Genomic DNA, 26586 nt, shown 5'->3' with positions numbered 1-26586 from the left:
GCGTATGTACCTCAATACGTACCTGCGTACCGTTGCGAGTAAGTAGCTGCGTGCAAGTTCCAGGGTGTACAAACTGATCTACAGAACCACCGAAACAGATGAGATGATACCCACGGAACTACGCTTCTAATCACGTTACTCATTCCTTCAATCTCGATGTGAGTACTGACGTCCTCAATTGCGCAGACCAGTATTCTCGAATATCACTGTAGGCGTCGGACCACCGTATCAATTCGTTCGATCACCGCCGTTTCATCTTGATTGCATCGCGCCGCTTCCCGGAGTTCATCGAAACACTCTGCAAGCGTAGCGACGACATCGTCTGGCTGCTCTCGTGGGTCAATGACTGGAATCTCTCCGACGTCTCCTGGTTCGAACTTCTGTAACCCGCCTACGAGTTGCCGTCGGTACTGAGAAACCCCGTTATCAGCGAAGACGTAGTTCAAATACGCCAGTAATGCCCTCTGACCTTGCCGGCTCATTGTAGCGTCCGGGTAGACCCCGTAGTAATTGTTCAGGTGCCGCGCGTTGGTTTCGTTGAGTATGGCGCGAAATTCTGACCGGCTCATCGGAGTCACGAGAATCGGTGCGGTATCACCGCGCTCAACCCGGTACCATGGATCCCGGCCGTGAACGCTTGACCTCGTCGGGAGTTTGTCATGGTTAGTGAGGCCGTGACGTAGATATCCGACAATGGAGGGTGCTTGGTCAGTGTTCATCGAGTCTTCTGACCAGTAGGCGCGCTCGTCTTCGTCGTCGTAGGTCGTTTCGGGAACCCCGGGCAACCGGTCGAGGTGATAGAGTAGCCACGTTGGCCGTCCCTGTTCATCGAAATTAGCCCAATCGTCTGCGCGGACGTCATATCCATCGAAATAACGCCGCTTTGGAACGATGCGTGACAAGTACTGCGGGTCGATTCCCCAAGACTCGACCTGTTCCTGCGAGAGGCAGAAGAAATCGTTCTCACCGGTCTGCAATCCGCGGTGGACTTCCGCTATGTCCGAAAGTGGCCGCAGATCGGGCAGTTCGTCAGGATTGAGATCAAATAGATTGTCCCATCTTTCCTCCGGGTTCAGCTCTGACTGCTCGATGCAGTTGATGGCTCCCCAATCTGTCTCTCCGTGGATGCCGTTCTGAACTGCCTCCAATTTAGTCTCGACCCCAGGATTCTCGTCGACACGAATGAACCGCGTGACTCCTGTGTCCGGCTCATCAGTCGCTTCCAAAAACACGACCATGTCTGTCGTCTGCGCCGTGTCGAATTTCGACTCGTTCTCTGGATTGTCCAAGAGGAGTGCCCGGATGTCAAATTCCCGGAGAAGGAACCGTTTGAGGGACTCTCCGTAATCTCGCTCCAAGAAGTGGTGTGGCGTGAGGACTGCCGCTCGATCCCCAACGTCGAGGAACTGCCTGAGGTGGTAATAGAAGTACGAGTACAGCGGTGACGTTTTCGGAATGTCTAATCCGGTCAGTTCCTCGGCTTGTGCGTTGAGTTCGTCTTTGTACGCCGAGGGGAGTGAGTCGTGACGGGTGTAAGGCGGGTTGCACAGGACCGCATCTACGTCTCGATCTAAGTCCGTGGGTTCCACGTCGAAGAAATCAGACCGGCGGGCCTCGTGTTGTTGGCCGGCAATCGTCTGTGCTGTCCGGCCTGCGAGCGCTGCGAGCGGACTGCGATCAATCCCGTGGACGTGGTCCGGGTCAGTACTTATCTCCCAATCTGGATGGAACGGTCCCGACAGTTCGCCAGCACCCATTCCGGGGTCAAGTACGACATCACCACCACTGGTTGCCCACGTTCGCATCACCTGCCCGAGTGACTGTGGGGTTCGGTATTGCCCGAGCACCCGACGATGATCTCCTAAAATCAGCGTCTCGTACAGGCGGCCGATGTCCGTTGCTGGCTGCGTTGACTTCAGAAGCCGATCTCGCGCTTCGGTGACGGCTGTCGTATCGGCCTCTTCAACGCTCCAGAGAATTTCGTCTAATGTACACGGCGTGAACGCTGGGTCACCGGTTTCCTCGCTAGCGAGTTGGAAGTTCTCACGTGCATCGCCCGTGAACTCTGGGAGGTCACCGCGTTGATGGTGCCATTCGTAGAGCGTGCCCTTCAATAGAAGTGCGAACACCGCTTGGTGAGCGATAATTGAAGGCGTCTCGTCATCGTCAGGAGCGTACCCGTGTAACTCACACCACGACTCGACCAATTCTTGAATCGCGGGTGATGCGTCAGTGATTCCTGGTTCTACGACCGCAGCAGTCGTTTCGAGTAGCTTGACGAGGGTATCGCTGAAGACCGAGTGTTTCCTCAATTCTGGAACTGTTGTCTCGCTATTCGGCGGCTCTGGTCGTCGCCGTGCATCCGGTGGTGTAGCTGCAATACCGGTTACCGGTATTGCTGGTTCCCTATCGATACTTGGGTATGTGCTGTGGAGATTCGCCATCCGGCGAAGTCTGTGCCGTTGATTCGTCATCGGAGGTGCTTCGGCTTGATGAACCACCCCGGTTTAAAGCTCTGCCCTCGAAACCCCGAAGACTCCTATTATCGCCGGTAGATAGAGTGTAATAAACACAGAGCAACGCCACACTCTCGACGTAGGGTCTGTCCGACGTTGGATCGCAATGGATTATCCAGAATCACCCGACAGAATGGAGAATTGCCATAATATATAAACTAAATTATTTGTTTTCTGGACATCCCCCGTGTGGACGTTTGGATTACGTTTAGATGATTCTGGACATCTCCTGTTCCACTCAGGATACAGCATCACCCAAACAGTATTCTTGTTCTGTGTTTGGTGTTTGTTCGCAAAGAATCCATAGAGGGGGTGTGTCCAGAACGTCCAGAACGTCAATAACTAGTCCCTCACTTAAGACCCCGGGGAGGGGGGTTGTCCAGAACTTCCCACCACTTGTTAGGCCACATTACTTCGCTAAAGTAGACCCATATCACTTCAGTCGAACTGGGGGTCTTCCAGGGACTAACTGAGTACTATCACCTGTTACTCTCAGATGAGGGCGGTGTACGAGGAGGTGTACCCAGAATTTTGAGGAATCCTGACCTTTACGGCCAACCTCAGCGGATATTCCCGAGGCCGTAATCAGCTTTATCGGCTAGAAGAATATGAATACAATACAGAGTGGACATCAGCAAAAGATTGGCGACAAGATCACCTAACCGACCCCAGGTTTCCCCTGGAAGTAGCCGTTCATCTACACTTGATATAATATTATAATTCTTTTGTTGTAGGTAGTATATTCCCCTAATTGGAATAGATGGCGAACGTGCGGTATACGCTAGAAAAACATGTGATCCGCCTCTTTAGGCGTTTCTCTTCCTTCACGGATCCCTTGTCTTCCCCGACCATATTATATGTGTATCCCGGCTATTCGACTGAGCCGCCTTGACATTAAAGTCGGAGGTACTCACCATGGTCATCTGTCGATGGAAACAGTAGCCCGCTACTCAGAAAAACACCCCATATGGGGCAGGAGGTTCTGGACAACCCCCCTCCCCCCGGATTTATAGGGAAAACGTCTTCTCGACATCCTGGACATTCTGGACAGGGGGTTCAACCTCGATGGAGAGTGACGATTGGGGCCTGGGGCAATCGGATAAAACTAATAGCTACTGACCGCAGCACCCGGCCCGGTTCTCCATGGGTCCGGGGTCAACAGTGATGGACTCCAGCGTGCAAAGGGGTTGGTTGTGTCACAGTACGCTATACCTGTATTCACACTCCACCATTACATGCGTGGGAAGTACAGAAAGTGAAGCGAACGAGGGTGAGTAGTTCGTTCCCGACTTATGCGTTCGAGTACGGTGATTCTCGCGGGAATAACCGGTAATGCGCAAGCGGTGGGACCTCGACGATGTCGTCGGGGATCTTCGACGGCGCACGTAGCAGATCCAGTACGCCAGTGAGATGCTGGACGCCGACAGCCGCGACGACTGTGTCGATGTCGTCGTGGTTAGTGAGTGCGGTGAGGTGACCCGCCATCACTGCGTCACGATCTGAGATAACAGTTTGGAAGGCGTCAGGGGCTCGCTGCTTCGTCAGGTCGCGCCACTGCCGGATCGTCTGGAGGTCTAACTCGTAGTACGTCGTCCGCCTCAACTGGTCTTCTGAGTCGATCTGCCCGAGTGCAGTGAAGATCTCCCGATCCAGCTGTTCGAAGTCCACTGCCGTCTCGTAGTCCTGCGTATCGATGCCGGCGATTAACAGATCGTAGAGGTGATCCGTTGCGAACGCGGCGGCTTCGAGTTCGTCTCGCGGCGGCCACCGCGCGTCTCGAACGTCTGGGTGGTACTGACTGATCCCCTCCGCAGACGTTTCAATAGCGACAACGTCCGGGTCGTATCGCGTGATCGCGCCAGTCACTCGGGCAGTCGCAAGCGGTTGTCCGTGGAGCACACCGAGAACGTGCACCCCGCCGACGCGACCGGCTGTATCGCACGTTGTGATTCCGGTGGGTTCGATAGAACGGCTTCGCTTGTTCATCGATGCCTCCCCACCGTACTCACCTCACCGTTCTCGCTCGCTCGCCGTTCAATCCCGAATCCCTCTACAGCGAAGGAACTTCCAGTGGTTCTATGCTTCATACAAGCGATAGTCAAGAATCCACTTAAACAGTTGGAAAGTGATCCTACCCCTTCGGGTACTACACCTTGCTACAGCACTCCGACGCTAACTAGGAGGCTGACGACGAGGAGCAGCGTCACGACGACCGCACCGACAGTGAGCGGCGTGTTCTCCATGGCCTTCTCGTGGAACGGCATTGCTTCGTACTGTTCTCGGAACGCATCCCGGTTTTCCTCGTCGTAGAAGTACTTGGTCTTGAACACAAAGCGCTCGGTTACAGCGCACCCGGTACAGACCGGTGTTCCCTCCAGTCGCTCGGTCTTGATGTGTGAATCACAGTTGATGCTTCCGCAGTTCGCACAGTACGTATAGGCGTTGTTGGCACCGTTCGTGCCGCAGTGGACGCATTGATGGATGCCGTCTTCGCTCGTCACGCGTGACGGCCCCGCGGCGAAATACTCGTACGGATACGAGTACTCCTGCAGGTCAGTCGTGTGACGAACGAGTGGAAGATACACCGGTTCGATTGACTGCACCGAGATGTCGGAACGGTTCGGTTCGCACGTCTTCGTGTACGTGACGTTATTGTCTCCTGTATAGGAGACGGTCGTCGTGTGATAGTCTTGGAGTCGTTCGACTGCCCATTCCTTGTACTCGGTCTGGGTTTGCCCGAATCGTCGCTCCTCAACCGCATCAAACACGTTCTCGAATTGATCCACATCGAGGTCAACTGCCGCATGCAGGTTCTCCGACACGAGGTTCGAGACTTCACTCGATGCAGTTCGGGGGTGACCGCGTTCAGCGTGGACGACGAACTGGGACCGGTCGTTGATCCGGTGAATCACGCCAACCGACGTCTCGAAGACTGCGTTCGTGTCCGCCGTCACAGCGACAACTGGGCGGAATGCAACTTGTGAATTCGGCTGCGGAAGGTCCGATGAATCGATGTTTTCGATGTCTTGGAACGCCTCTTTGACGGGCGCAGTCACTGACGTCGCTGGGTCGTACGGCCGAAGTGTTTCGTCGCACAGGATTTCGATCCGACCGTTGTAGAGGTCAAGCCCGATCTCGTCAGCAATCTCACGGAGGTCAACACCGTCGAGAAGCTCGATTGGATACGGATCATCGTTCCGCTGAAGCCGCTCGGCGTACTCCACAGCCGGATCTGTGAATCGGCCAGTCGTCACCACCATTCCGCGTTTCGGCCCATCGAACTCGAAAGTCGCAATCGCCGAGTGAAGTTTCTGCACGACCGGCCGTCCGACAGACCCCGTGTGCTTACACTCAACGACGATCCCTCGACGGGTTCCGTCAACGACCTCTTCCATGAGGATGTCGCGCCCCTCGTCAGCCGTCCGTTCTGCTTGCCGAACGTTCTCGTAACCGAGGTTCCGGAAGACGTCCTCCATCACGTCCTCAAACTCGAAACCGGAGAGATCATCCAGAACTGGCATTTTGATGTGTTCTATTTCTTGGTTGTTTGTCTCGTATATACGTTCCCTTGGATCAGTATCGAAGCACTCAGGACGGCATGAGTAGGTCGTCGAGGTCCGCTACGCTGAAAAGGGACCACGAGTCGTCGAGTTGTGCTTCGAGTCCGTCGACGAACCCGCTTTTCGAGAAGAGGGCGAACCGCTCGTTTCGATCCGGCGGCCCCCATCGGACGTTCTCTGCCTTTGCTCGCAGACTCTGGACGAGGTCTTCCCCAACCGGCTCCGTCGTCCATTTACATTCGGCGAGGAGGACTCGGTCGTCGTTCGGTGCCAGTCCGACGATGTCGATCTCTTCTTCGCCGTACCACCAGCGACCGACCTCCGAGTACGGGTCGAACGTGCCGCGTCGAATCCCTTCCCAGACGGCTTCTTGGCACACGTCTTCGAACGTGGTTGCGACGTGGATTGGGAGATCCGGCTCAATCGTCCCGTCGTACACGATCTCCGGTGCTTCCTCGATACTGGATCGATTCGGCTCGACGTATCGAAACCAGAACCGAAGGAACTCATCAGCCACCCGGTACCGTGACCGCTTGGATTTCTTCCCCGAGGCCGTGACTGGGACATCTCGTTTGACGAGCCGAAGTCGACGAAGTGTCTGTAAGTACTTCGAGAGCGGTCCCGAATCGATCCCAGTTGCGCCGGAGATCTCGTTCGGGGTCGTATGGCCCAGTGCGACCGCTTCGAGGATGCTCATGTACCGAGCTGGGCTTCGAAGTTCGGTGCGCAGGAGGAACTCGGGTTCGTTATACAGCACTGCAGACGGTGACAGTACGTGCGACTGAATATTCGCCGCGAGCGACTGTGTGTAGTCGAACAGCGTGAGGTACATCGGGGTGCCACCCGTGACGGCATACGAGCGAATCGCATCCTGGATGTCGTACGAGATGACCGCTCGGGCCTGTTGAAACGAAAACGGCGTCACGTCGAGTTGCGCCGTTCGTCGCCCGTATAGTGGGCTCTCGTGACCCAATATCTCTGATTCCATCGTACTCACGCTCGACCCACAGAGTACGAGCATCGAATCCGTCCCATCGAGTTCCTGGTCGACGAACGCTTGTACGTACGACGGGAGCGAGTCGTTCTCTGCGACGAGATATGGGAACTCGTCGATGACGACGACGAGATCCTCACGCTGGAGTTGCTCCCCGAGGTATTCGAACGCCTCGTCCCACCCGTCGATTCGCGGGACGCGCTCGTCGAAGTGGTCTGCGATCTGGTCGAGGAACTTCTCTCGCTGTCTATGTTCGGCCTCCTGCGCGGCGAGGAAGTATATGTGGGGACGGTTGGCACAGAATTCTTTGAGGAGTTCCGTCTTCCCGACTCGACGTCGCCCGTAAACAACGATAAAGTCCGCACCAGGGGTCTCCACCGCGGCGGTGAGGGTGTCGAGTTCCGCCTCCCGGTCGTAGAAGGTCATACTCTGGGTAATGATTACTGCGATAATGACTTAAACATTCGGTCAACCAGGCCCAACCGAGAGTTGCTCGGACTGCGAACAGAGTACCGAACCAAGCCCGGCGAAAGATTCAGGCGAAACAGGGCTGGAGAGACGGGAATATTGTCCGTCCAATTGCGCGGGTTCGACTGGTCACTCCTCAAATCCTGGGCCGACGGTGAACGAATCCGGCGCGCAGGCCAGTTGATTGTGTTGACACCACTGACAGTGCTCGCCACCACTATACTAATTAAACAAGAACTCTTACTGACAGTCTACCAAAGAGCCTCGTAGAGAGCGAGTCACTGGTTATTCAGACGAACGAAGCACCAATTTGCTATCTCCGATACTAGTGTTTCTCTTGGTTTGCTAACGGGTACCCCAGTTGTCTTGATTTAAACCCCGAATTGGAATATTCTTGATAGTATTTCTGGACACCCCCCGTGAGGCTACCGAGGAACACTACTAACGGTCCGCTGAAGCCGGCGAATAATTCTGGACACCTCCGTTCTCGCTATCCATAGAATACGTGATAGGTATTCAGCGTGATTCGGTTGGCATCAATCCAGACTCTGGACACCGGTCGAATCGCCTTCACCAAAGTCGGCTGCTTCGGACTGTGTCGGTTCACGCTGCCGCTGATCGTAGGCGTCACGCCATTCCTCAATAACGGGACGGCTCCCTGCCCCGTGGGACGTCCGGCGCTGCCGAACTTGTATCAGCGCCGGCGTATTCATCGCATCGCCAGAGACGACCGCTTGCCCAGGCGTCAGACCAGGTAACTCACGGAGAACGTCTTCACCGGCAGCCTCAACAGAGTTCTTGATCGCGTCCTGGTCATTCGGGTTCTTGATTTGCATCGAGATCTGCGTCCCGCACTGTGACAGCACGTCTTGGTCGATCTTCGACGGACGTTGACTGATGATTCCCAGCCCGAAGCCGAACTTGCGGCCCTCGGACGTGATCGTTCGCATGATTCCAAGTGACGGCGCATCACCAGACGCTGGTGCGAACCGGTGCCCCTCTTCGAACAGCGCGAAGAGCGGATGTTCAATCTGAGAGTCTCGGTCTCGGACGGCATCGAGCCGCTCTCGATACATCCGTCGCAAGAGAACGGTCGTGATGAGTTGCTGATTCCACCGATCCAACGTATCCATCTGCAACACTGTACACTGACCTGGATCCACGATCTCGTTCAGCGGAACGTTGTCTTCGGGGTGGAACAGATCGTTCCGCTCAATCGACTGGCGAAGTCGCCACTCTAACGCACCGACACTCGCGTCATCCTCCCCGTATCTCGCTTCCATTTCACCGATAAGCTCATCGATACCCCACGTCCGACTCTCCTGTCGCTGCATCGCACGCCATGCCGTCGACAAACGCTCTTGCATCCGGTTGCTCGGATTGTCTAAGACGGCCATGACGTCGCCTATCTCCAGTTCCGAGATACGAACCCGAAGTCGTTCAGGGTCGTAGTATACGACCTCCGGCTCGTACCCGTCCTCGCCTCGGAATGCCTCGTTCCCCTGCATCTCCGCGAGGGTATCGTATTCCCCGTGCGGGTCGAACACGAGTAGTGAGGCACGGGAATCAGCCCCCATCATTTCCTCGATCAACACAGAGGCTGTGTACGATTTCCCGCTCCCAGTGGATGCGAGGATTGCCAGGTGCGTCGAAGCGAACTCCTCAATTGGAATGTGGATATTCGTCGCCTTCGGTGACCGATTCAGTAACCATCCCAGGTGCGCAGTCCCTTCTAGCTCCGTGACGTCAGTACTGTCCGTCTCGCAGCCGAGGTTCGGGAGAACTGTTTCGAGCTGTTGGTCGGGAGCAATCGATAGTGGTGTCCCTGGGGCCGGGAGCTGTCGCGGATTAGCGAACGTGGTCATCTCAGTGTCATAGTACCCGATGACCGTCGCCGTCAGCCGGTACAATTCGGTGTCGTCGGTCGGGACGCCGAGGGTTGCCGCGACCGTATCTGGACCAACCTCGGGATCTGCGAGAAAGCCCTCGGGTAGCCCGCGAATCAACTCACGGTTCGTTACCCTGGCGAGCACAGACCGGTTCCCTCCATCGACGGAGACAGTGTAGGTGATGAACTCCCCGGTCTTTATCGACTTGTCCGCAGGGGTGACGAAGACGAACTCGTTCGGGTCATCACCTGGTCCGGCAACAGTACCGACAACGGAGGACTTCCCGGACATTAGACCACCCCCCGGCGCTCGTGCGCCTGCCACTCGATGTTTTGCTCCACCACATCGAGTACCCGCTGGTTCGAATCGTCCTCGGGGAGCATCCGTCGGAGCCGGTCGATCAGTGCGACGATGACCTCAGCACCGAGGTCACCTGCAATGTCGATGAGTCGGTCGAGGTAGGCCAGCTGGATCTGCCCGTCGACGGTGTGGAAGGAGACGGTCACCTCATCCGGACAGTGGTAGACCGTATCATCGACCTCTAACGTCCACCGCGGCATCCGATGCGTCGGATCGGTAATCGACCGGTCGTCGGTCACGACAGCTGTCCCGAGGAGCGCCACGCCAGCGAGCGTGGTTCGCTCCTCGATGTATCCAGGTGTGAACTGCGCTTGGTCGTCTTGGGCTAATCGCGGACCGGTTCGACCTTGGTCAGGATCGACGAGCTTCGTGTCGTAAATCACACCCATGACCGCATGCTCCGTCCCGTCAATGACCTTCTTGATGAAGACGGGTTGCCCGAATTCGCGCTCGTGAAGCTTTGGCGGCCGGTCACAATCTCGCTCTTTGAAGATCTCGACGACGTAGTCGAGGTGGCTGTTTGAAGAAACGATGCTCCCGATCCGGACACACGAGTCGAGGTCCGGGGTATCGAGTTCTGTTACTGACTCTGTCATAGGTTCACCTCTAGGGTGCTTCGGGGTTGTCGGACGAGCGGTGCTCTGATCATCTCTGATATATGTGGGTCTGTCATCGGCGGCGGAGTTCCTTGCTTAGTGCCTTGGCGTTCCATTCCAGTGGCACGTCGTTCGATTCGGCCCAGCGCTGCACGACCCGGTGAAACTCTTGGCGGTCTTGGTGGTCCAGCACAGCATCACTGTCCACCTGCTGGAGGATCTCGGGGTAGCCGCGCCCGATACCGGCCTCTGCGCGGACAATCTCGACGGTGTACTCGTACATCGACTCGTACCCGTCAGGACCGTCACGACGGCACAGCCACCCGGGGAATTCGATACGGTCTAGTCCAGCCCCCGGTGGCACGTTCAGATACGAGAACAGAATGTCATCACGGAACTCGTAGGTCTCACCCTCGTACGTCGCCTGTAACGCGTCGACACTTCCGTCTCGCTTCGAGATAAACGGAACCGTCGTGTCGCCCCAGGGACTCATCAACTCTGCCAGTACGTGAGCGTCCGGAATGACGCGATCATCTTCGAACTCCTCACGCCACAGGAGCCGCGTCATTTTCACCAACTCCGTCGCACTCGAACCCGCGACGTATCCGACCAGCGGAATTTCATGGTGTTGGCTTGCCGCGATCACCCGGCTCAACGTCGAGAGATATCGCTCCCGGGTTTCAGGCTTCAACGGGTTCGCAAACGACGCGATCAACGGCCCGTCGTAGAACACGATTGGCGCGTATTCGATATCTCCCGCGTCACGAGCAGCGGCCAGATCTGACAACTTCTCGATCAGGAGCTGCCCTTCGTGTTCGTAGCGATGATGACCGACGAGCTGCGAATCGACGAACCGGTAATCGCCGTCTTCCGATTCCTGTGTCACCTCGTCAGGCGTCAGTAGTCGTCCTTCGACGCTCCGGTCGAGTCGGCCTTCCGCGTGGTGATGATTCACCGCCCATGCCGACTGCACGTATGCGACCGGGACGTTGAACTGCGTGGTCGGCGGGAGCTGTGACCCGTCGACAGCCATCACGGGCACGTCCCGGACGATGTCGCGTGCCCACTCGTTGACTTCCTCATGGTTTTCCCATCCGTCACTCTCCGGGTGCGGAACGATGACATTGGTCGCGTTGTCGAACGCGTCCGTGGGGTATGCGCCCGGATACGACGTGTCCTGTAACGCCATTCGAATCTCATCGCTCGTCCACTCGTCTGGGAGGCGCTGAAACGCGTCCAAGTAGCGTTCGACGATTCCGGAGTCGTCTTCCAGGTACGACTCAATCGTCTCGACGTTGGCCTCTAACTCGCTGGCGACCCCGCGTTTATCAATCGGCATTAATTGACCGTCACCTCCGACGTCTGCCGGTCTTTCGTCACGGAGATCGTGTAGTCCGTCATCGAGTCGAACGTCTCGTCGTGACTGATGACAGTGAGCTGCTCGAAGCTATCCAGCTGCTTCAGTTGTGACACCAGGTTGCGTTTCTTCTGCCGGTCGAGATTCGCCGTCGGCTCGTCCAGGAACGCGACGCCGACCGACGCCAGCTGTTCGAGGATGGCGAGCCGAACCGCGAGCGCAGCCGCCATCTTCTCACCACCGCTTAGCGTCGAGAACGACTTCTTCACGTCCGCGTCGTGAACGACGATCTCGTAATCACTCGTCCACTCAAGCGTTTCCGCGGACGCACCGCGGATCGTCCGGAACAACTCGTTCGCCCGCGCCCCGATTCGGTCGGTGATGATTTCCCGCATCTTCGGCCCTGCCTCCCGAACATTCTCCCGGACCCACTCCGCGAACTGGTGATCGGCTTTCAGCTCCTTCAACTGCTGGAGCTTCTCCTGCCGTTCCTCCAACGCCGTCTCTAAGCGCTGGGTTTCCTCGCGCGTCTCGGTGAGATTCTCCTTCTTTTCTTCGAGCGAGCCTTTCGCTCGCTCTATCTCACCTTTGAGGTCCTCGATGTTCGACTCAAGCGCCTGAAGTCGCTCCTCGTCGAACGCTGCTTTCGTCTCTTCGAGCTCGGCTTTCGTCTCGTCAAGGGCGTCTTTGAGCTCGGCCAGTTCCTCTTCCGTCTCGTTGACGGCCTGTTGCCGTTCCTCTACCTGGGAGGCCTGTTGCTCGTGCTTGATGTACGTCTGATACGCCGACTCGGTCTCCTCCAGTGTCTCCTTGACCTCGGCCAGTTTCTCGTCCAGCCCTTCGTATTCCGCCAACTCGTCGTTGATCTCCTCCAACTTCGAGTTGGTAGCATCAAGCTCTGCCCGTTTCTCCTCTAATTCGTCAGGGATGTCCGCGTGCTCCTGCACTCGGAACTCCGCAGTCTCGTACTCGTCATACGCTTCCTGCAGTTCATCCCGTTCTGCTTCGAGTTCTGGCAGTTCCGCCAGTTCTTCTTCGAGGTCCTCTAGTGTCTCCTCTGCCTCCGACTTCTCTGCCTGGAGATTCTCGACCTCTCCTTCCAACGATTCGATCTTCTCACGGTGAACCGGGAGCTTATCGGCACGTTGCTTGACGTTTCGGGCCTCCTCCCGACGGTCGCGTAGAACAGAGAGTTCCTCGCTGAGCTCCTTACGTTCTGTGTCGATATCTTCGATCCGTTCTTCGCGCTGGTCGATTGCGTCCGACCGGTGTTCCTCCTTCAGTGGTCGGTCACACGTCGGACACGGCGCATCCACATCCGTATCTCGCAGTCGCTCCAACTGCTCTTCGAGCTGTTCCCGTTCGTTCTTCAGTTGCTTCCGGCGCGCCTTCCGCTCGTTAATCTTCTCGTCGAGTTCCCCCGGACGCGTCGTCGCCTCCCACTCTTCCTCGATGACCTCAACTTTCGCTTCGAGCGACTCCACCTTCTCTTGCTTCTCGCTAATATCTCCGGTGAGATCGTCGATTCGTTCCTGTAGTTCCTCGACCTCGCCCTCACGCTGCTGTAGCGAGTTGATCTTCTCGTCAAGTTCTTCGTACCGCTGTTTCTCGTCCTCACGCTCCTCCAACGTTTCCTGCGCCGACTGCAGCGTCTCTAAGTCATCTTCAAGCTGGTTCACCTCGAATTCGACCGACGAGACCTCCTGTTTCTGCTCGTCTTTCCGCTCAGCAAGCGTGTCCCGCTCGCTCTCTCGTTCCTCCAGCTCGTCCAGCCGCTTACTCGCTTCCTCGTGCCGGCGATACCCCTCACGGTTCTCCTCACATTTCTCCTGTGCCTTCTGAGCGGCGCGAAGTTCCTTCTCTGCAGCTTCTAGCTCTCGCTTGGTAGCCTCGATCTCCTGCTCCTGTGACCGCACCTCCTGTTCGAGGCTGTCGATTTCATTCTGGACGGCTTCTAACTCTTCGTGCTCTGTTTTTTTCTCAGTCAGCTCGTCGGTTTTCCGCTCAATCTCGGCTTCGATTGATGCGACCTCGTCGGCCAGCGATTCCGCTTTCGCCCGCTTGTCCGGCAGGTCCTGTACCGTACTCGTGAGCCCTGCAATCTCCTCACGGAGCTTCTGTTCCTCCTGCTCAATCGCATCCGGAATGTCCTTGAGCCGATTCCAGGACTCTTCGTACGCATCCAGATTCAGCAGCGCATCGAACTTCTCCTTCCGTGGCTTCGGATTGTCCGCAAAGTCAGAGAGGAATCGTGTCTGCGGAACGCCGATACACGACTTCCACAGGCTCTGCAGCTCCTCTTTATCTTCGACGTCGAACCGGGCGCACAACCATTTGATGAGTTGGGATTTGGAATCGATGTCTTGGTTGATCCACTCTTCGTTCTCGGAATCGTACCTGTGGACGCCGTAGTTTGACCGCCCGGCTGACCGCGTCACGCGGAAGCGTTGCTGTCCCTTTGCGGTCTCCTGCTCAAATGTGACCTCAACAGTCCCAGAACTCGCGTCCTCGCGCACGAAGTCCTTATTGTTGAACGGCAGCGAGTCAAATAATGCGAACCCAATCGCTTCCTGAATCGTCGATTTCCCCGCGCCGTTCTCACCGAGGATTGCGGTCACACCGCCTTCAATCGACACGACTGTCCGCCCCTCGTACGACTTGATATCCTCTAACGCTACCTCAGTAATCTTCATTGCTGCACCACCTCCGCTTCATCGCTGACCTCTCGACTGGGTTCTTCATCTCCTGACTCAGTCTCCTCATCGGGATCCGTGTCCGAGAAGGGGTCCTCATCGATGTCAAGCACGATGTTGCCAGTCAATTCAGGGAACAGTTCCTGCCGTGCGGAGCTCACCGAATCGCGGATATCTTCGACTGCCTCTTCCGCTTGCGCCATCTGGTGTGCGTTCCCCAGCACGTCGGCGACGTCTTCCGCGTGGTCATCGTAGATGGACTCCTTCGCTATCGTCTCGAACACCCGGTGTTCCAACGCGTTCGTGTTCAACCGCCCATCCTGGAACACTTCCTCTTCGTCGATTTCGGAGATCAGTTGCTGCACGTCCGCCGTCCGGATCCCTGTGTTCACCTGCACGTACAGAGCATCACACTCGTCTTTCAGCCACTCTGCGAGCTCATCCGTCCGGAAGTCTCCCCGACTGAACTGTAATGTCCCGGTGAACCGCAGATCGATGATCGGCGCGCGGGGATTACCATTCGCTGTGAACGCCTCCTTCTGGCAATACTCGTCAATGTTCGATTGCTCTCCTCGGACATGCTCTTGGAACCCGGTTTTGAGTTCACTCGGCGAGTCGTACGACGTTACATCGAACTCCACCTGGTAGTACGGCCGTCGCTTGGTCGAGTGGTGGTCCACTTCGTACTCAACCGCGTCTTCGGCCTCGTTTCCGTTGGAAGATAGCGCAATTGAACAGTAGCCGTGCTCCCAGTCGTGGCGGCCTTCGCGCGTGTTGTGCGCTTCCGGGGAGCCAGGGTTATAGATCCAGTCAGCAGCCTCGTACCGCTTGTGGATATGTCCGAGTGCCAAATAATCCACGTGCTCTTTCACATCTCGGAGTTCCCCGTGCGTTACCGTCCCGCCGAGCGTCGGGACCTCATCCTCCATTCCGAAATGCGCCAGTAGCACGGTCGCTGCCGGTTCACCGTGCTCGGCGTTCGCTGCTTCAATCCCGTTTGCCACCTGTTGCAACGCTTGCCTCGTTCTTGCGCCTCGCCATTGGAGTCCGAACACCCGAACCGGCCCGTCGCACTCCTCGACCTCGATGTCGTAGAATCCAGCGTAATCCCCCGGGTCACTCGGGTCGTACGGGTCGAACCGAGCGGTTTCCGGATCCGCCTCCAGGTCTGCCTTCAGAAACACGATGTGGCCACGCCGATGCAGATAATTTAGCCACGTCACCTCGCGTGGCGTCAAGTTCTCGTCGTGGTTCCCTCGGGATACTAACACCGGCACGTCGTCCGGTAATCTGCTTAGTTCCTGTTCTGCTTGGTCGAGGACCTTCGGGCGGAGATCCCGCGAGTGGAACAGATCCCCGGGTAGCAGAATCGCGTCCGTCTCGTGCTCCTCGACCATTTCACGGAATGCAGCACGCGTCGTCGACACCATGTCGTCCTCTCGTTGTTTCAACCCGTACTGCCGGTGGCCGAGGTGCGTGTCCGCGATGTGCGTGAGCGTCAACATGTGGCTACCACAGATAGTCAATCAAAGCAATAGGTTTTAATAGTTTTGGATATCTTGGATAGTTTGAGGCGTTGGAACTGATGGAACCGGGCAACGGAGACGAAGACAAGAAAAACCGCTTCCGAGAAGCCTTCGAACGCGGACAACAGGGGCACATCGGAAGCTACGAAGTCTGGTTGTCGGATCACGGGTTCCAAGCAGAACAAGCCAGCCGCAACCGACTCACAGAATACTTCCGAAACTACCCTGAAAAAGCGGTGAATCACGAAGATGCGCTTGACGAAGTCGGTGAGTACGCGGGCTTCGTAACCCAGCAACAGGATGTCTATCACACCCCTGTAATCGGACCGTCAGGGATCGGGAAGACTCAGTTACTCCACACGGTCATCTCGTTTCTCACGGGACTCTCCGAGGACATCGATACGAAGTTCATCGACGCGACGGATCTCGGAAAGAAGGCCGACAAAGGATTCCTTCTCGATGAGTTCGCTCACGGGCTGACCGAACTCGAAACCCCAATCGTCTGTATCGATGATTGTGGCCTAGACAAGCGAATCGAAACCTCACTCACCGAACTCAGACAGGCTGTAGACAGCGGCCTATTCGTGACGACTTGGACGCCTGAACGGTGGGGCATCAACCGAGGGCGAATCCAAGACGCCCTCCCGCCCTCGAAAGAGATCTACCTTGATGCGTTCCCCCGCAAAGACACCGACAAAACGCTACGCATCATCTTCGAGGTGCTCTCCGAGAACGAGTTTACACTCCCGTCGGACACCATGGAGCGCATCCATGAGCTAAGCGAGGGGATCCCGCGCTTGATTCACATCCTCGCGTTAGAGTCGCTCCAAGAGGCCTTCCGGAAAGAACTGGATCCAGGAGACGTAGCAGCCACGAACTCGGCTGCTGACCGACTCCACTTGGCCGATGCGAGTACACGTGTCCAGAACCTCTCAGAGTCAAAGCTTACAGTATTGAAACAGATACTCCAACTTCCAAATGACCGGGGTGTCCAACCAGGCACACTGGTTGAGGAACTCCACCGCGACAAATCGACCATCTCCTACCACCTCCGGGAACTCAGCGACAGAGGATTTGTAGAACGCGACCGAGAGGGACGACGCGCGTTCTATCGAGTGACCGAGACATTGGAACCGTTCATCCAACGACGAATCAACCAGGAGGCCGAGTTCGATGGCTAGTTACAAAATTGTGCCACTGCGAGACGAGAGCATCGACACGGAAGAGATCGAAGCCGGAATCGAGGCTACCTCGGCGTTCGACTCGGACGTCGACCTTCACAGCGGAATGCTTCCGCACACGTTCACCGAGGGAGTAGATGGGCTATGCTGGGCTGAGTATGGTCGTGAGACGTACTACGACCGGACCACGCTCGAAGGCACCGAACAAACGAAACGCGCGAAACGGTATCCGATCCTCTTCCTCCAGAACGGATATGTCGCCATCGAGAAGGCGACAAAGGAGGTTGAACAGGAGATTCTCACGACACTCACGGGAGTTCTCGATGAGGACGTGAGATTTGAGACGGTAGAGTTCGACGAAGATGACCTGCGAACGGTCATCGAGGAATCCAGCCGCGTCCAACGTGTCGACGTCAGTCCGAGCAGGCGCGAAAGACCAGACCACGTTTCGGCTCAAGATAGGGGCGACCTGAGAGACACGGACTGGTGGGAGCAATACTTCGGGGATCCATTCGAACAGGTCCGTGTCGATCTCCCGGACCGAAATATCCAGGTCGAAGTTGGGTTCGACGATACCGGTCGTATCACGCTCTACGGCCGCAAGATCGAGATGGCGATCCAGGCTGAGGCGATGCGACACTTGACCGACGAAATTATCGATCCGTATCGAAGCCCGACCGATTTTCAGGGAACTCTCGGAGGGTACAAATGACAGTTCGACAGACTACTACGCTCCGCTCTCGGGCTACAGTGAGTGCTCACCCGACAATGGTCTCCTGGTCACGGGGAAAACCACGACTATACCTCGCTGATACGGATGGGCCGATAGACCTCGCAGGTCTCGTCGGTGAAGAGATCTGCGTCGATATCCAGCCTGGATTCCGGTGCCAGCACTGCGGAGATCAAGCAGACACATCGCCGTGCCAGGAGTGCCAGTCGAAGCCGCCACACCAGCAGTGCATCTTCACTCCTGGAACGTCTTGTACGTATCAGGACTGCCCGTTCCCGTCGTTCAAACGACGGTCGTGTGCGCACAACTTCGTCGTCTACCTAGTTGCCAAAGACTGTGTGAAGGCTGGCATCACGCAGGCAGATCGGTATGTCAGTCGCTGGGCAGAGCAAGGAGCGACGCACGGTATGGTCGTTGCGAGAACACCGAATCGTCGTGTCGCCGGGATCATCGAAGAAGCTCTGGATGATGTGGTGTCGACGGAATCGACGAAAGAATGGTACGAGCCGCTGGATGACCCGAAACAGGAACTCGTCACGGCTGCAAATTCCTGTCGTGAGGTACTAACTGGGTCTCTAGAACCGTTCTCAGTCCTTCCGGATGACGAGGACGGTTTCGATGATCGGATTATCACGGTCCCGGTTCACTTCTCTGGCGATGACGCGACTGTCCTGAACCTGCCCGAAGTCACTGTTGGTGACGAACTCCAGTCAGAGGTACTTGGGGTCCGGGGACAGATTTTGGCGACGAAGGACGCTGTAGTGAACTTCGATCATTTAAAAGGAGAACAGCTCACGGTCGAAGCACCTGCTGAGTGCATCCCGGCAATGGAGGACGCACAATGAAACCAGTTAATCTTGACAAGAACTCACTCAACGACGTACCGGTTGGAGACACCTACGCCGTTCGATTCACCTTAGACGCGGTCTTCGAGAACGAGGGTCAGTACCCTCGACGCAACCTGAAATTCACAGACGGCGGCGGTGATGACCGGACCGTCACGATCTGGAAAAACTCTGCACCAGAGGAGATCTACGAAGCAGATTACGATAGGGGGGCTACCTACCTCATCACAGCTGTCGAGTACGAAATCGACGAAGGAAACGACGGGGAGAGATACCAGAATCTTACTGTTCAGAGTGATGCTAAGCTTCTCGAAATGTCGGGCCCACCGAGTACAGAGGAAGCTCTCGAAGACGGTCTGGCTGAAACTCCAGACACATCTGCTACTAGTGGCGATCACGGTCTTACGACGTTCCGTGCCACAGAGAATCTTCCAGACTACGACGTCTACGAGTACGAACTCGTTCCGAAGCGAGGGTTCCGACCTTCTGGCGAGAACGCGCTGCGAGCGACGTACCGCGCGCGCCGCAAAGTCCGGCAACAACTTGACGTCACGCCGGTCGTGGTTGGGAGTGCGTTCAAACTGGTTTCCCTCGTGAAACTCGCGCATGAACGAGTGGACCTTCCCCGCTTCGAGATTAACGAGGTTGGTAAGCGACCGGTCGCTTTCGCGGACGAAGATGACCGGGAGATTCTGGGTGAAATGCTCGGTGAAGTTCTGAAGGACTCGAAACGCGACCAGTACGACATCCACGGAATCGATAAAATCCTAGAAATCGAACCCGTTATCGAGAAAGAGGGGTTCCGCCTTCACGAGCGATACAACCTCACCGTTGAGGTCCTCCCCACGCGTGCAGCCTATCTGCACGTCGATTACCGCCATCGGATTCTCTCGGACAAGACGCTCGATCAACTCGATGAAGACGAGATTCATCCTGGGCTCAGGGTGACACCAACGTACCGAGATATGGGATTGTACGTTATCGGCGTGGGGTCAGAAACCGTCACTGACAAGCTCCATATCGAGGGGAACAAAAGCCTCGTCCAGTATCACCGCGAGGAACCCTGGGTCGATCCAGCGAAAGTACAGAAAATCGAGGACGCAGATCGTAAGGTTATCTGGACGGTCCGTCAGCGGGGCGATGGAACAGAGATGGCGTTCCCACCTGAACTCCTGGCACTCCAAGGTCACCCTGAGAATCTCGCTCGATTCGCGCCGGAGTTTGCGGAGAAACAACGGCTCAATACACGTTTGTCAGCCGAGCAATGCATCTCGAAGGCTGAGGACTTCGTCAAACAACTTGACCCACTTCAGTTCGACGGGCACACCGTCGAGTTCGAGTCAGATCCGTTGGTCGGCGATGAGAACGTCTCAATCCGTGGGCTCTTCGACCCAGAGGCAGACGTCTTGCAGTTCAGTGATGGGAAAACCGGAACGCATCCGAGTGACGTCACGAGCCTCGGGGTTTACGAAGCACCGGATTCCTTCCGCGTGTGCCACGTCCGGATGGAGAAACGGGATAAGCGAATCCAGCGGGGATGGTCCACCCTCGAAAGCAAACTAGAACAGATCGGAGCTCCGCCAGACAGCGTCGAAGAGGTCACCTTCGACGCGACGATGTCACCTGACCAGCTGGGCATGGAAATTGCGGCGGAAATCCCGGACGACCACGATTACGACGCCGTGTTCTGCACGCTCCCGCCGAAGAACACCGGGTACTTCGACACGGCGGATCCGGAGCGAGTCTACGACGAGGTGAAAAAGGTTCTCGCTACGAAGGACCTCAACAGCCAGTTCGCCCACGAGGAAACACTCGACGAGCGATTCACGATCATCAACATCGCCCTCGGATTGGTCGCGGCTGCAGGAGGCATTCCGTTCACTATTGAGCGTGCGTTGCCTGGCGAGTCAGAACTCCACCTTGGAATCGACGTCACCCATCAGTACGACGAATCAGCGAACGGTAACCACGTCCATCTCGCCGCCGCAACCACCGCGATTCACGCTGACGGGGCCGTCCTCGGATACACCTCCTCTCGACCGCAGTCTGGAGAGAAGATCCCGCCGAAAGATCTCAAAGAGATCGTCAAACAGGCCGTGATGGGCTTCCGGACCCGATACGACCGGTACCCGAACCACATCACGATCCACCGAGATGGATTCGCAAACGAAGACCTCGGCGAAGTCGAGAAGTTCCTCACGGAACTCGACGTCGCGTACGATGTCGTCGAGATCCGGAAGCAAGCTCCAGCCCGCGTACTGAAATACAGCGGCGCTCACTTCGACACACCGCAGAAAGCGACCGCAGCCATCTACGAGGACCTTCCTAAAGCCATCGTCGCCACCTTTGGGGAACCCGAAACCCTCGCCAGCAGAGAAAGCACCGGACTCCCACAACCCATCACTGTCGAACGCGTCCACGGCGATACCCCCATCGAGACGTTAACTGCGCAAACGTACCTCCTGTCGCAAGCGCACGTCGGCGCATCCAATGCCACCGCTCGCCTTCCAATCACGACAATGTACGCGGACCTGGCAAGCACTGCGGCCGCTCGCCAGCACCTCCCACCGACCAACAAACTCCGAGATAAAATCGGCTTCATCTAACTAACCCCAACAATGACCGGAGACACCGATTCGACCACGGACGGCGAAACACCCCTGGAGTTACTGGCACTTCCCGCGTCTACCCTCGACCGCGTGTCACAGCCTGCGGTCCGTGACGCTGTCCAGTACTTCACGGCTGCGCTCATTACTGTCCCTGGGGCCCGAACCCCGACTGCGTATGCGACCGCCCGTGACGCCGCACCGGACCTCCCAGTTCTCCACCCGCAACGCGGCCACGGTGCTGACCGCGTCCACCACTATCGATACTCCTCTGACGCGGGCGTTCACGGAGCACCTGACACAGCGCCACCCCCCGAGACGATAGACATTCTCGCCGTCCAAAGCGGGGACGTCCTCCCTCGACTTCAGACCCAGCTGTCATCGGGTGAGCGGCAGACAGGCTCCGAGGCGGCGACGTACCTCTTCGTCCCCCAACTCTCCGTTGAGTGGGATACGACGACCCTCTCCACGACCCTCCCTCAGGCTGAGCAGTTGGCGGCGATCACTGCTACCCTGTCCGAACCAGTCACGGTCCTCGCAGGCGGCCAGCCAGCAGAGTACTACCACAAGTGGTCACTCTCGTATAATCACTCATCAGTGCAGGTCCCGATTTCTGGACTCGGAGCGTCTGAGGAACACGGACTGAAGTTCGCACAGTACACCTGCACGCCTCAAGGGACGGTTGCAGCAGAAGCTGTCGACGCCGATCAGTTCGGGCTCAAAGCGCTGAACGGTGTCGCCGAGTCTACTGCGAAGCGGCTCCGCAGACAGGGATGTCAAACAACGGGCGATGTCCAGAACCTCGCCATCAGTACGCTCACGGACCTTTCCGGCATTGGACAGACGACTGCCGAGAAGATACACGCTCACGCAGACGTCATCGACTCAGGCGAACCCATCGTTCTCACAAACAAGACACCAGTCAAGACACGTGACGACCGCCCACCGCTCTGCCTCGACATCGAAACCGACGGGCTCTCCCCTACCATCATCTGGCAGTTCGGCGTCTACGACCCAGCAACTGACACACATCAAGCGTTCATCGAGAAGCAACACCCAAACGACCCGAAGCCAGTACTTGAAGCGTTCATCACGTGGTTCCTCGCCAACCACCAAGACAGAACAGTGCTCACATGGAACGGGTACAACTTCGACTATCCACAGATCACCCAGTTCCTTGAACAGCACCTCCCCGAATACGTCGAGGCCTGGAACGACATTTGGACATATGACCTATACAAATGGGCCGTCCGCGACGGGAATGCCCTCCTCCCCGGTCGAACGAACAAACTCGACCACGTTGCTCGCGCGCTCGGCTACGATCCTGCCGGAACCGGGTTAACTGGCGCGCAAACCGCTGCTGCGTATCAAGAATTTATGCGCAACCCGGACTCTCCAGCGGCTGAACCGGACTGGGAACGCCATAAGGCGTACTGCGAAGACGACTGCCGGGCACTCTGGCACGTCTACCAAGCAATCACGAATGCCACGCGACGTGATATGACCGACAGCGGCACTGGCGGCGCAACCGGACAACAAGCTGGCCTCACCGACTTCTAACCATGAGTGACAACACCACCTCGACCGACGCGAACGCACGAGCCGACGTTGATGCGGACACCATTATAGACACGTTCCCGAGAACCTCTCTCACCCCCGACTCGGAATACCTCGAAACCATCGGCTTACCAGCCGAACCAGCGGACACGGTCCCGACAGCGGAAGTCCTCCGTCCAGAGCTCGCCGAGCCATACCCGCACGACCTGTTCAGCCACCAAGCCGACGCGCTCAATGCACTCGAAACAGGTGACAACGTCGCCGTCACGACATCAACGTCCAGCGGGAAAACTCACATTTACGGCCTCCAAATCGCACGGAATCTCCTCGATGCTGGCGTGCTCAACCCCGACGGAACGAGAGCCGCCGAACACAACGACGCTTCAACCGCGTTGTGCGTGTATCCGATGAAGGCGCTCACCAAAGACCAGCAAGAAGCACTCGACGAACTGTACGACCAACTCGGGTTAGACATCCGCGTCGAAATCTACGACGGCGATACAACAGGCAACCGACGCGCCATCCGCGAGCAAGCCGACGTCATCCTCACGAACTTCGCCGGGCTCAACGTCTACCTCGAACACCACGACAAGTGGAGCCGATTCTACAGCGCCCTTGACCTCGTCGCCATCGACGAGTCGCACACGTACACTGGCATCGAAGGCATGCACGTCGCGTGGATCCTCCGCCGGATGCAACGCGTCGCCGATTACTGGGGCGGTGACCCGCAATACGTCCTCACCTCCGCCACAATCGGGAACCCCCGGGATCACTCCGAGGAACTTATTAACGCCTCCGTGACCGTTATCGATGACGACGGCTCGCCGCACGGCCCCCGCGACGTCATCCTCTGGAACCCGCCGCCGCGGGACAAAACACAGGACCCTACGCCCGAAGAGGAAACCTTCGATATCGACATCGACGATGCGAATGATCCAGAAGAGGAAGGCGAAGAGTTCATCGCCGAGCGCGTCCCGGCCAGCGTCGAAGCGCCGAAAGTCTTCAACCATCTGACCTCGCGCGGCATCCGCACGTTATTGTTCTGCGACAGCCGCAAACTCACCGAGCTTAGCATCCAGCGGGCAGACGAACACCGCCGGAACAACCCCCGCGAATACGACCATCCGACCACCGTCGGGAGAGAAGCGTACAACGCTGGCCTCGGTCGCCACACCCGTCACTCCCGCGAACACCAGTTCAAAACCGGCGTCCTCACCGGCCTCGCAACGACATCCGCACTCGAACTCGGGATCGATATCGGCAATCTCGACGCGACCGTTCTCATGGGCTATCCCGGCCAGCGACAGTCCTTCTGGCAACGCATCGGCCGCGCCGGCCGCGAAGCAAGCCGCAGCCTCGCTGTCCTCGTCGGCGATCACCGCACACTCGATCAGTACATCCTCAACCATCCCGAGTACCTCCTCGAAAACGACGTCGAAGACGCCGTCGTCGACACATCGAACAACTCTGTCTTTGCGACTCACGTCCTCGCCGCCGCCGACGAAATCGCACTCGATGAATCAGATATCGGTACGTTCGCGGATGAAGACCGACTTCGGGCTGCCGTCAAGATGTGGCGCGAAGCTGGCTTCGTCGACGGCTACCTTGACGCCGCCGTTCACTACTCCGGCCCGAGCCGCCCACAGACACGCGTCAACCTGTACGGCACCACCGACACGGACTACCGCCTTCAACTCGCAGCCGATGTCGACCGTGACAAGTGGGGCCTCCCCGACGATCTCGACTTAGAACCAATCGAACAGAACCGCGCCTACCGCGACTACCACGAAGGCGCAGTCCGCCTCCAGAACGGTCAGCAGTTCGAAGTCGTCAACGTCGACGAAGACCGCCCGCAACCCATCATCGAACTCAAACCAGTCGATTGCGAGTACTACACCCGTACCCGAAACAAAGTCAACGTTCTTGACGCCGAGTCCGAAGAATCCCGCGAGGTCAACGGATTCACTCTCCACTTCGGCCGCGGAACCGTGCTCGTCCACCACCACTCCTACGACCAGCTCTACATTGGCAATAGCGACCCGAAACAACAAGCAATCCCGACAGAAACCCCGCCGATCCTGATGGATACGCAGCTTTGCTGGGTGGAAGTCCCGGAAGACGTCGAAACCGCCCTCACCCGCAAGTACCAGGACTACGGCATCGAAACCGGCGTCGACCCCGAAAACACCGGTATCGCCCACCTCGGATACATCGCTGGGCTCCACGCCGCAGAACACGCCACTATCCAAACCGCCCCGCTCGAACTCCGCGTCGACAAAAACGACCTCGGCGGCCTCGCCACGCTCGTCATGGACACCCACTACGCCCACCCCGACTACGACGACATCACCGACTCCATCGGCGACTCCTTCGAAGCCGCCACCCACGCACTCGAACAACGCACTCAGGAGCTCACCGGCCGCACCGCCTCCGGCTGGTTCATCTACGACGGCGTCGACGGAGGCCTCGGCTTCGCTCGCGCCATCTACGAAAACTTCGAAGCGCTCGCCGAACGCGCCCGCGATCAGCTCCGCGACTGCCACTGCGGTCAACCCAACGGCTGCCCTGCCTGCACTTTCGACGAAAACTGCGGCAACGACAACAAACCCCTCCTCCGGGCCTCTGCCGTCGACGTCCTCAACCAACTCCTCGGCGACGACACCCGCGAGGATCTCTCAGAGCACCTTCCTGAGGATGAACATGGTGGCGACCGCCGCCCCGTCGTCTTCTACTCGTAAGTAGTTCAGGGAGAACCAATTTGGGAAGTGAGTTCTAGTCTCGTTAGAATGTTTATTCCAGAATCACAATGGATATTCTGGTTCCCCAAACTGGTAAACCAGAATTCAATATGTATTGATTTGAAAACATTCTTGTAGACTTCCTTGGACAGGGTGGTGTGGAGGTGCTTTCCTAGTATGGGGACGCTGGTACTCGATATCGAAACTGCAAGTCCATTCGAAGAGCCACCCGAGAACTCAAACAAAACGAAGTATTACGAATGGTTTGCCGTCAGCCTCGCATACGTTGACGAGCTTGAAGAAACGCCAGAAACAGAAGTGTTGTTCCGGGCCGGGAACTGGGAAGATTCCTATACTAAGGACCTCTACCAGCGACTGTTTGAGTGGTGCAATCAACGGAATGTCGAAAGACTCCTTACGTACAACGGCACTTGGTTTGACGGTAAGCATCTTCTCAATTGGGCTAAAGATATAGACGCGACTACCGACAACGACTTTCGTAAACGTACTGAAAGGCTATTCGAGAACCATATCGATGTCGCACTCGCCGCGGCTGACGAGTATGCTGACGAACTATGGGAAGACCAGCATATACTCCCCGATTGGAAAGCATACGAGATTGCGGGTATCGACAACGACAGCATCTGGTATGACGATTATGATTTCCCAGGTGGATACCTTTCAGAGATAGATGGTTCTGCTGTACAGGGCAAACACATCGGGAAAGTTCTCGGTGAACAATACGTCGAAAACGTTGAAGCGGGTATCGAAGCAACCAGTGTCCACCAAGAGTTCACTCAATTACTCGAAGATTATTGTACAAGCGATGTCGCGGACCTAATAGAACTCTACACCGTACTCGGTGGTCCTGATCTTGACGATATGTACAGGCGTACTGCAATGGAGATTGTTTGACCAGAGATAAAATTAAATAACACCTTTACGAGGTGGTAGTTGTGGGGTCCAACGA

At 56.9% G+C, this 26586-nt stretch carries 16 protein-coding genes; 7 read left to right on the top strand and 9 right to left on the bottom strand.

Going from position 1 to position 26586, the window contains the following annotated elements:
* Positions 1–203 precede the first annotated feature (203 nt).
* The 9 genes from M0R89_RS15605 to M0R89_RS15565 form a co-directional block, all read right to left on the bottom strand.
* Complete coding sequence (locus M0R89_RS15605) at positions 204–2444, bottom strand: Eco57I restriction-modification methylase domain-containing protein (RefSeq protein ID WP_248650002.1); 2241 nt, start codon at positions 2442–2444, stop codon at positions 204–206.
* A 1362-nt stretch (positions 2445–3806) separates the two neighbouring features.
* Entirely contained in the window at positions 3807–4382 is a 576-nt protein-coding gene (locus M0R89_RS15600; protein WP_248650001.1) for a TraB/GumN family protein, read from the bottom strand.
* A gap of 290 nt (positions 4383–4672) precedes the next feature.
* Entirely contained in the window at positions 4673–6037 is a 1365-nt protein-coding gene (locus M0R89_RS15595) for a restriction endonuclease (RefSeq protein ID WP_248650000.1), read from the bottom strand.
* Between the two features lie 67 nt (positions 6038–6104).
* Positions 6105–7496: an ATP-binding protein gene (locus tag M0R89_RS15590; RefSeq protein ID WP_248649999.1), complete on the bottom strand. Its 1392-nt coding sequence runs from the start codon at positions 7494–7496 to the stop codon at positions 6105–6107.
* A 578-nt stretch (positions 7497–8074) separates the two neighbouring features.
* Positions 8075–9718: an ATP-binding protein gene (locus M0R89_RS15585; RefSeq protein ID WP_248649998.1), complete on the bottom strand. Its 1644-nt coding sequence runs from the start codon at positions 9716–9718 to the stop codon at positions 8075–8077.
* A complete protein-coding gene (locus M0R89_RS15580) occupies positions 9718–10383 on the bottom strand; it encodes a DUF8166 family protein (RefSeq protein ID WP_248649997.1) in 666 nt (221 codons plus the stop codon). The genes M0R89_RS15585 and M0R89_RS15580 overlap by 1 nt, the downstream gene beginning before the upstream one ends.
* A gap of 73 nt (positions 10384–10456) precedes the next feature.
* On the bottom strand, positions 10457–11722 hold the full coding sequence (locus M0R89_RS15575; RefSeq protein WP_248649996.1) for a DNA double-strand break repair nuclease NurA: 1266 nt from the start codon (positions 11720–11722) through the stop codon (positions 10457–10459).
* Entirely contained in the window at positions 11722–14433 is a 2712-nt protein-coding gene (locus tag M0R89_RS15570) for an AAA family ATPase (protein ID WP_248649995.1), read from the bottom strand. Before M0R89_RS15570 ends, M0R89_RS15575 begins: the two co-directional genes overlap by 1 nt.
* Complete coding sequence (locus M0R89_RS15565) at positions 14430–15938, bottom strand: metallophosphoesterase family protein (protein WP_248649994.1); 1509 nt, start codon at positions 15936–15938, stop codon at positions 14430–14432. Before M0R89_RS15565 ends, M0R89_RS15570 begins: the two co-directional genes overlap by 4 nt.
* Positions 15939–16018: 80 nt before the next feature.
* On the opposite strand from M0R89_RS15565, the gene M0R89_RS15560 reads away from it, so the two are divergent.
* The 7 genes from M0R89_RS15560 (at position 16019) to M0R89_RS15530 (ending at position 26531) form a co-directional block, all read left to right on the top strand.
* Positions 16019–17140, top strand: coding sequence for an ArsR/SmtB family transcription factor (locus M0R89_RS15560; RefSeq protein WP_248649993.1), 1122 nt, complete (start codon positions 16019–16021; stop codon positions 17138–17140).
* Positions 17133–17852 (top strand): hypothetical protein, encoded by a 720-nt coding sequence (locus M0R89_RS15555; protein ID WP_248649992.1) that lies wholly within the window; start codon positions 17133–17135, stop codon positions 17850–17852. The genes M0R89_RS15560 and M0R89_RS15555 overlap by 8 nt, the downstream gene beginning before the upstream one ends.
* Positions 17849–18715 (top strand): DUF2797 domain-containing protein, encoded by an 867-nt coding sequence (locus tag M0R89_RS15550; RefSeq protein WP_368408840.1) that lies wholly within the window; start codon positions 17849–17851, stop codon positions 18713–18715. The genes M0R89_RS15555 and M0R89_RS15550 overlap by 4 nt, the downstream gene beginning before the upstream one ends.
* Entirely contained in the window at positions 18712–21321 is a 2610-nt protein-coding gene (locus M0R89_RS15545) for a Piwi domain-containing protein (RefSeq protein ID WP_248649990.1), read from the top strand. The genes M0R89_RS15550 and M0R89_RS15545 overlap by 4 nt, the downstream gene beginning before the upstream one ends.
* Before the next feature lie 12 nt (positions 21322–21333).
* On the top strand, positions 21334–22881 hold the full coding sequence (locus tag M0R89_RS15540; protein WP_248649989.1) for a ribonuclease H-like domain-containing protein: 1548 nt from the start codon (positions 21334–21336) through the stop codon (positions 22879–22881).
* A gap of 2 nt (positions 22882–22883) precedes the next feature.
* The gene (locus M0R89_RS15535; protein ID WP_248649988.1) at positions 22884–25616 is read left to right on the top strand and encodes a DEAD/DEAH box helicase; all 2733 of its coding nucleotides are present in this window, start codon (positions 22884–22886) and stop codon (positions 25614–25616) included.
* A 177-nt stretch (positions 25617–25793) separates the two neighbouring features.
* The gene (locus M0R89_RS15530) at positions 25794–26531 is read left to right on the top strand and encodes a hypothetical protein (RefSeq protein ID WP_248649987.1); all 738 of its coding nucleotides are present in this window, start codon (positions 25794–25796) and stop codon (positions 26529–26531) included.
* Positions 26532–26586 lie beyond the last annotated feature (55 nt).

Source organism: Halorussus limi (assembly GCF_023238205.1).
Classification (GTDB): Archaea; Halobacteriota; Halobacteria; order Halobacteriales; family Haladaptataceae; genus Halorussus; species Halorussus limi.
This window is presented reverse-complemented; position numbering and strand designations above follow the sequence as displayed.

Bases quoted from the DNA above. Each gene is read 5' to 3' on its own strand.
- M0R89_RS15605 (WP_248650002.1), bottom strand. From the start codon at position 2,444: ATGGCGAATCTCCACAGCACATACCCAAGTATCGATAGGGAACCAGCA.
- M0R89_RS15595 (WP_248650000.1), bottom strand. From the start codon at position 6,037: ATGCCAGTTCTGGATGATCTCTCCGGTTTCGAGTTTGAGGACGTGATG.
- M0R89_RS15590 (WP_248649999.1), bottom strand. From the start codon at position 7,496: ATGACCTTCTACGACCGGGAGGCGGAACTCGACACCCTCACCGCCGCG.
- M0R89_RS15585 (WP_248649998.1), bottom strand. From the start codon at position 9,718: ATGTCCGGGAAGTCCTCCGTTGTCGGTACTGTTGCCGGACCAGGTGAT.
- M0R89_RS15580 (WP_248649997.1), bottom strand. From the start codon at position 10,383: ATGACAGAGTCAGTAACAGAACTCGATACCCCGGACCTCGACTCGTGT.
- M0R89_RS15575 (WP_248649996.1), bottom strand. From the start codon at position 11,722: ATGCCGATTGATAAACGCGGGGTCGCCAGCGAGTTAGAGGCCAACGTC.
- M0R89_RS15570 (WP_248649995.1), bottom strand. From the start codon at position 14,433: ATGAAGATTACTGAGGTAGCGTTAGAGGATATCAAGTCGTACGAGGGG.
- M0R89_RS15565 (WP_248649994.1), bottom strand. From the start codon at position 15,938: ATGTTGACGCTCACGCACATCGCGGACACGCACCTCGGCCACCGGCAG.
- M0R89_RS15560 (WP_248649993.1), top strand. From the start codon at position 16,019: ATGGAACCGGGCAACGGAGACGAAGACAAGAAAAACCGCTTCCGAGAA.
- M0R89_RS15555 (WP_248649992.1), top strand. From the start codon at position 17,133: ATGGCTAGTTACAAAATTGTGCCACTGCGAGACGAGAGCATCGACACG.
- M0R89_RS15550 (WP_368408840.1), top strand. From the start codon at position 17,849: ATGACAGTTCGACAGACTACTACGCTCCGCTCTCGGGCTACAGTGAGT.
- M0R89_RS15545 (WP_248649990.1), top strand. From the start codon at position 18,712: ATGAAACCAGTTAATCTTGACAAGAACTCACTCAACGACGTACCGGTT.
- M0R89_RS15540 (WP_248649989.1), top strand. From the start codon at position 21,334: ATGACCGGAGACACCGATTCGACCACGGACGGCGAAACACCCCTGGAG.
- M0R89_RS15535 (WP_248649988.1), top strand. From the start codon at position 22,884: ATGAGTGACAACACCACCTCGACCGACGCGAACGCACGAGCCGACGTT.
- M0R89_RS15530 (WP_248649987.1), top strand. From the start codon at position 25,794: ATGGGGACGCTGGTACTCGATATCGAAACTGCAAGTCCATTCGAAGAG.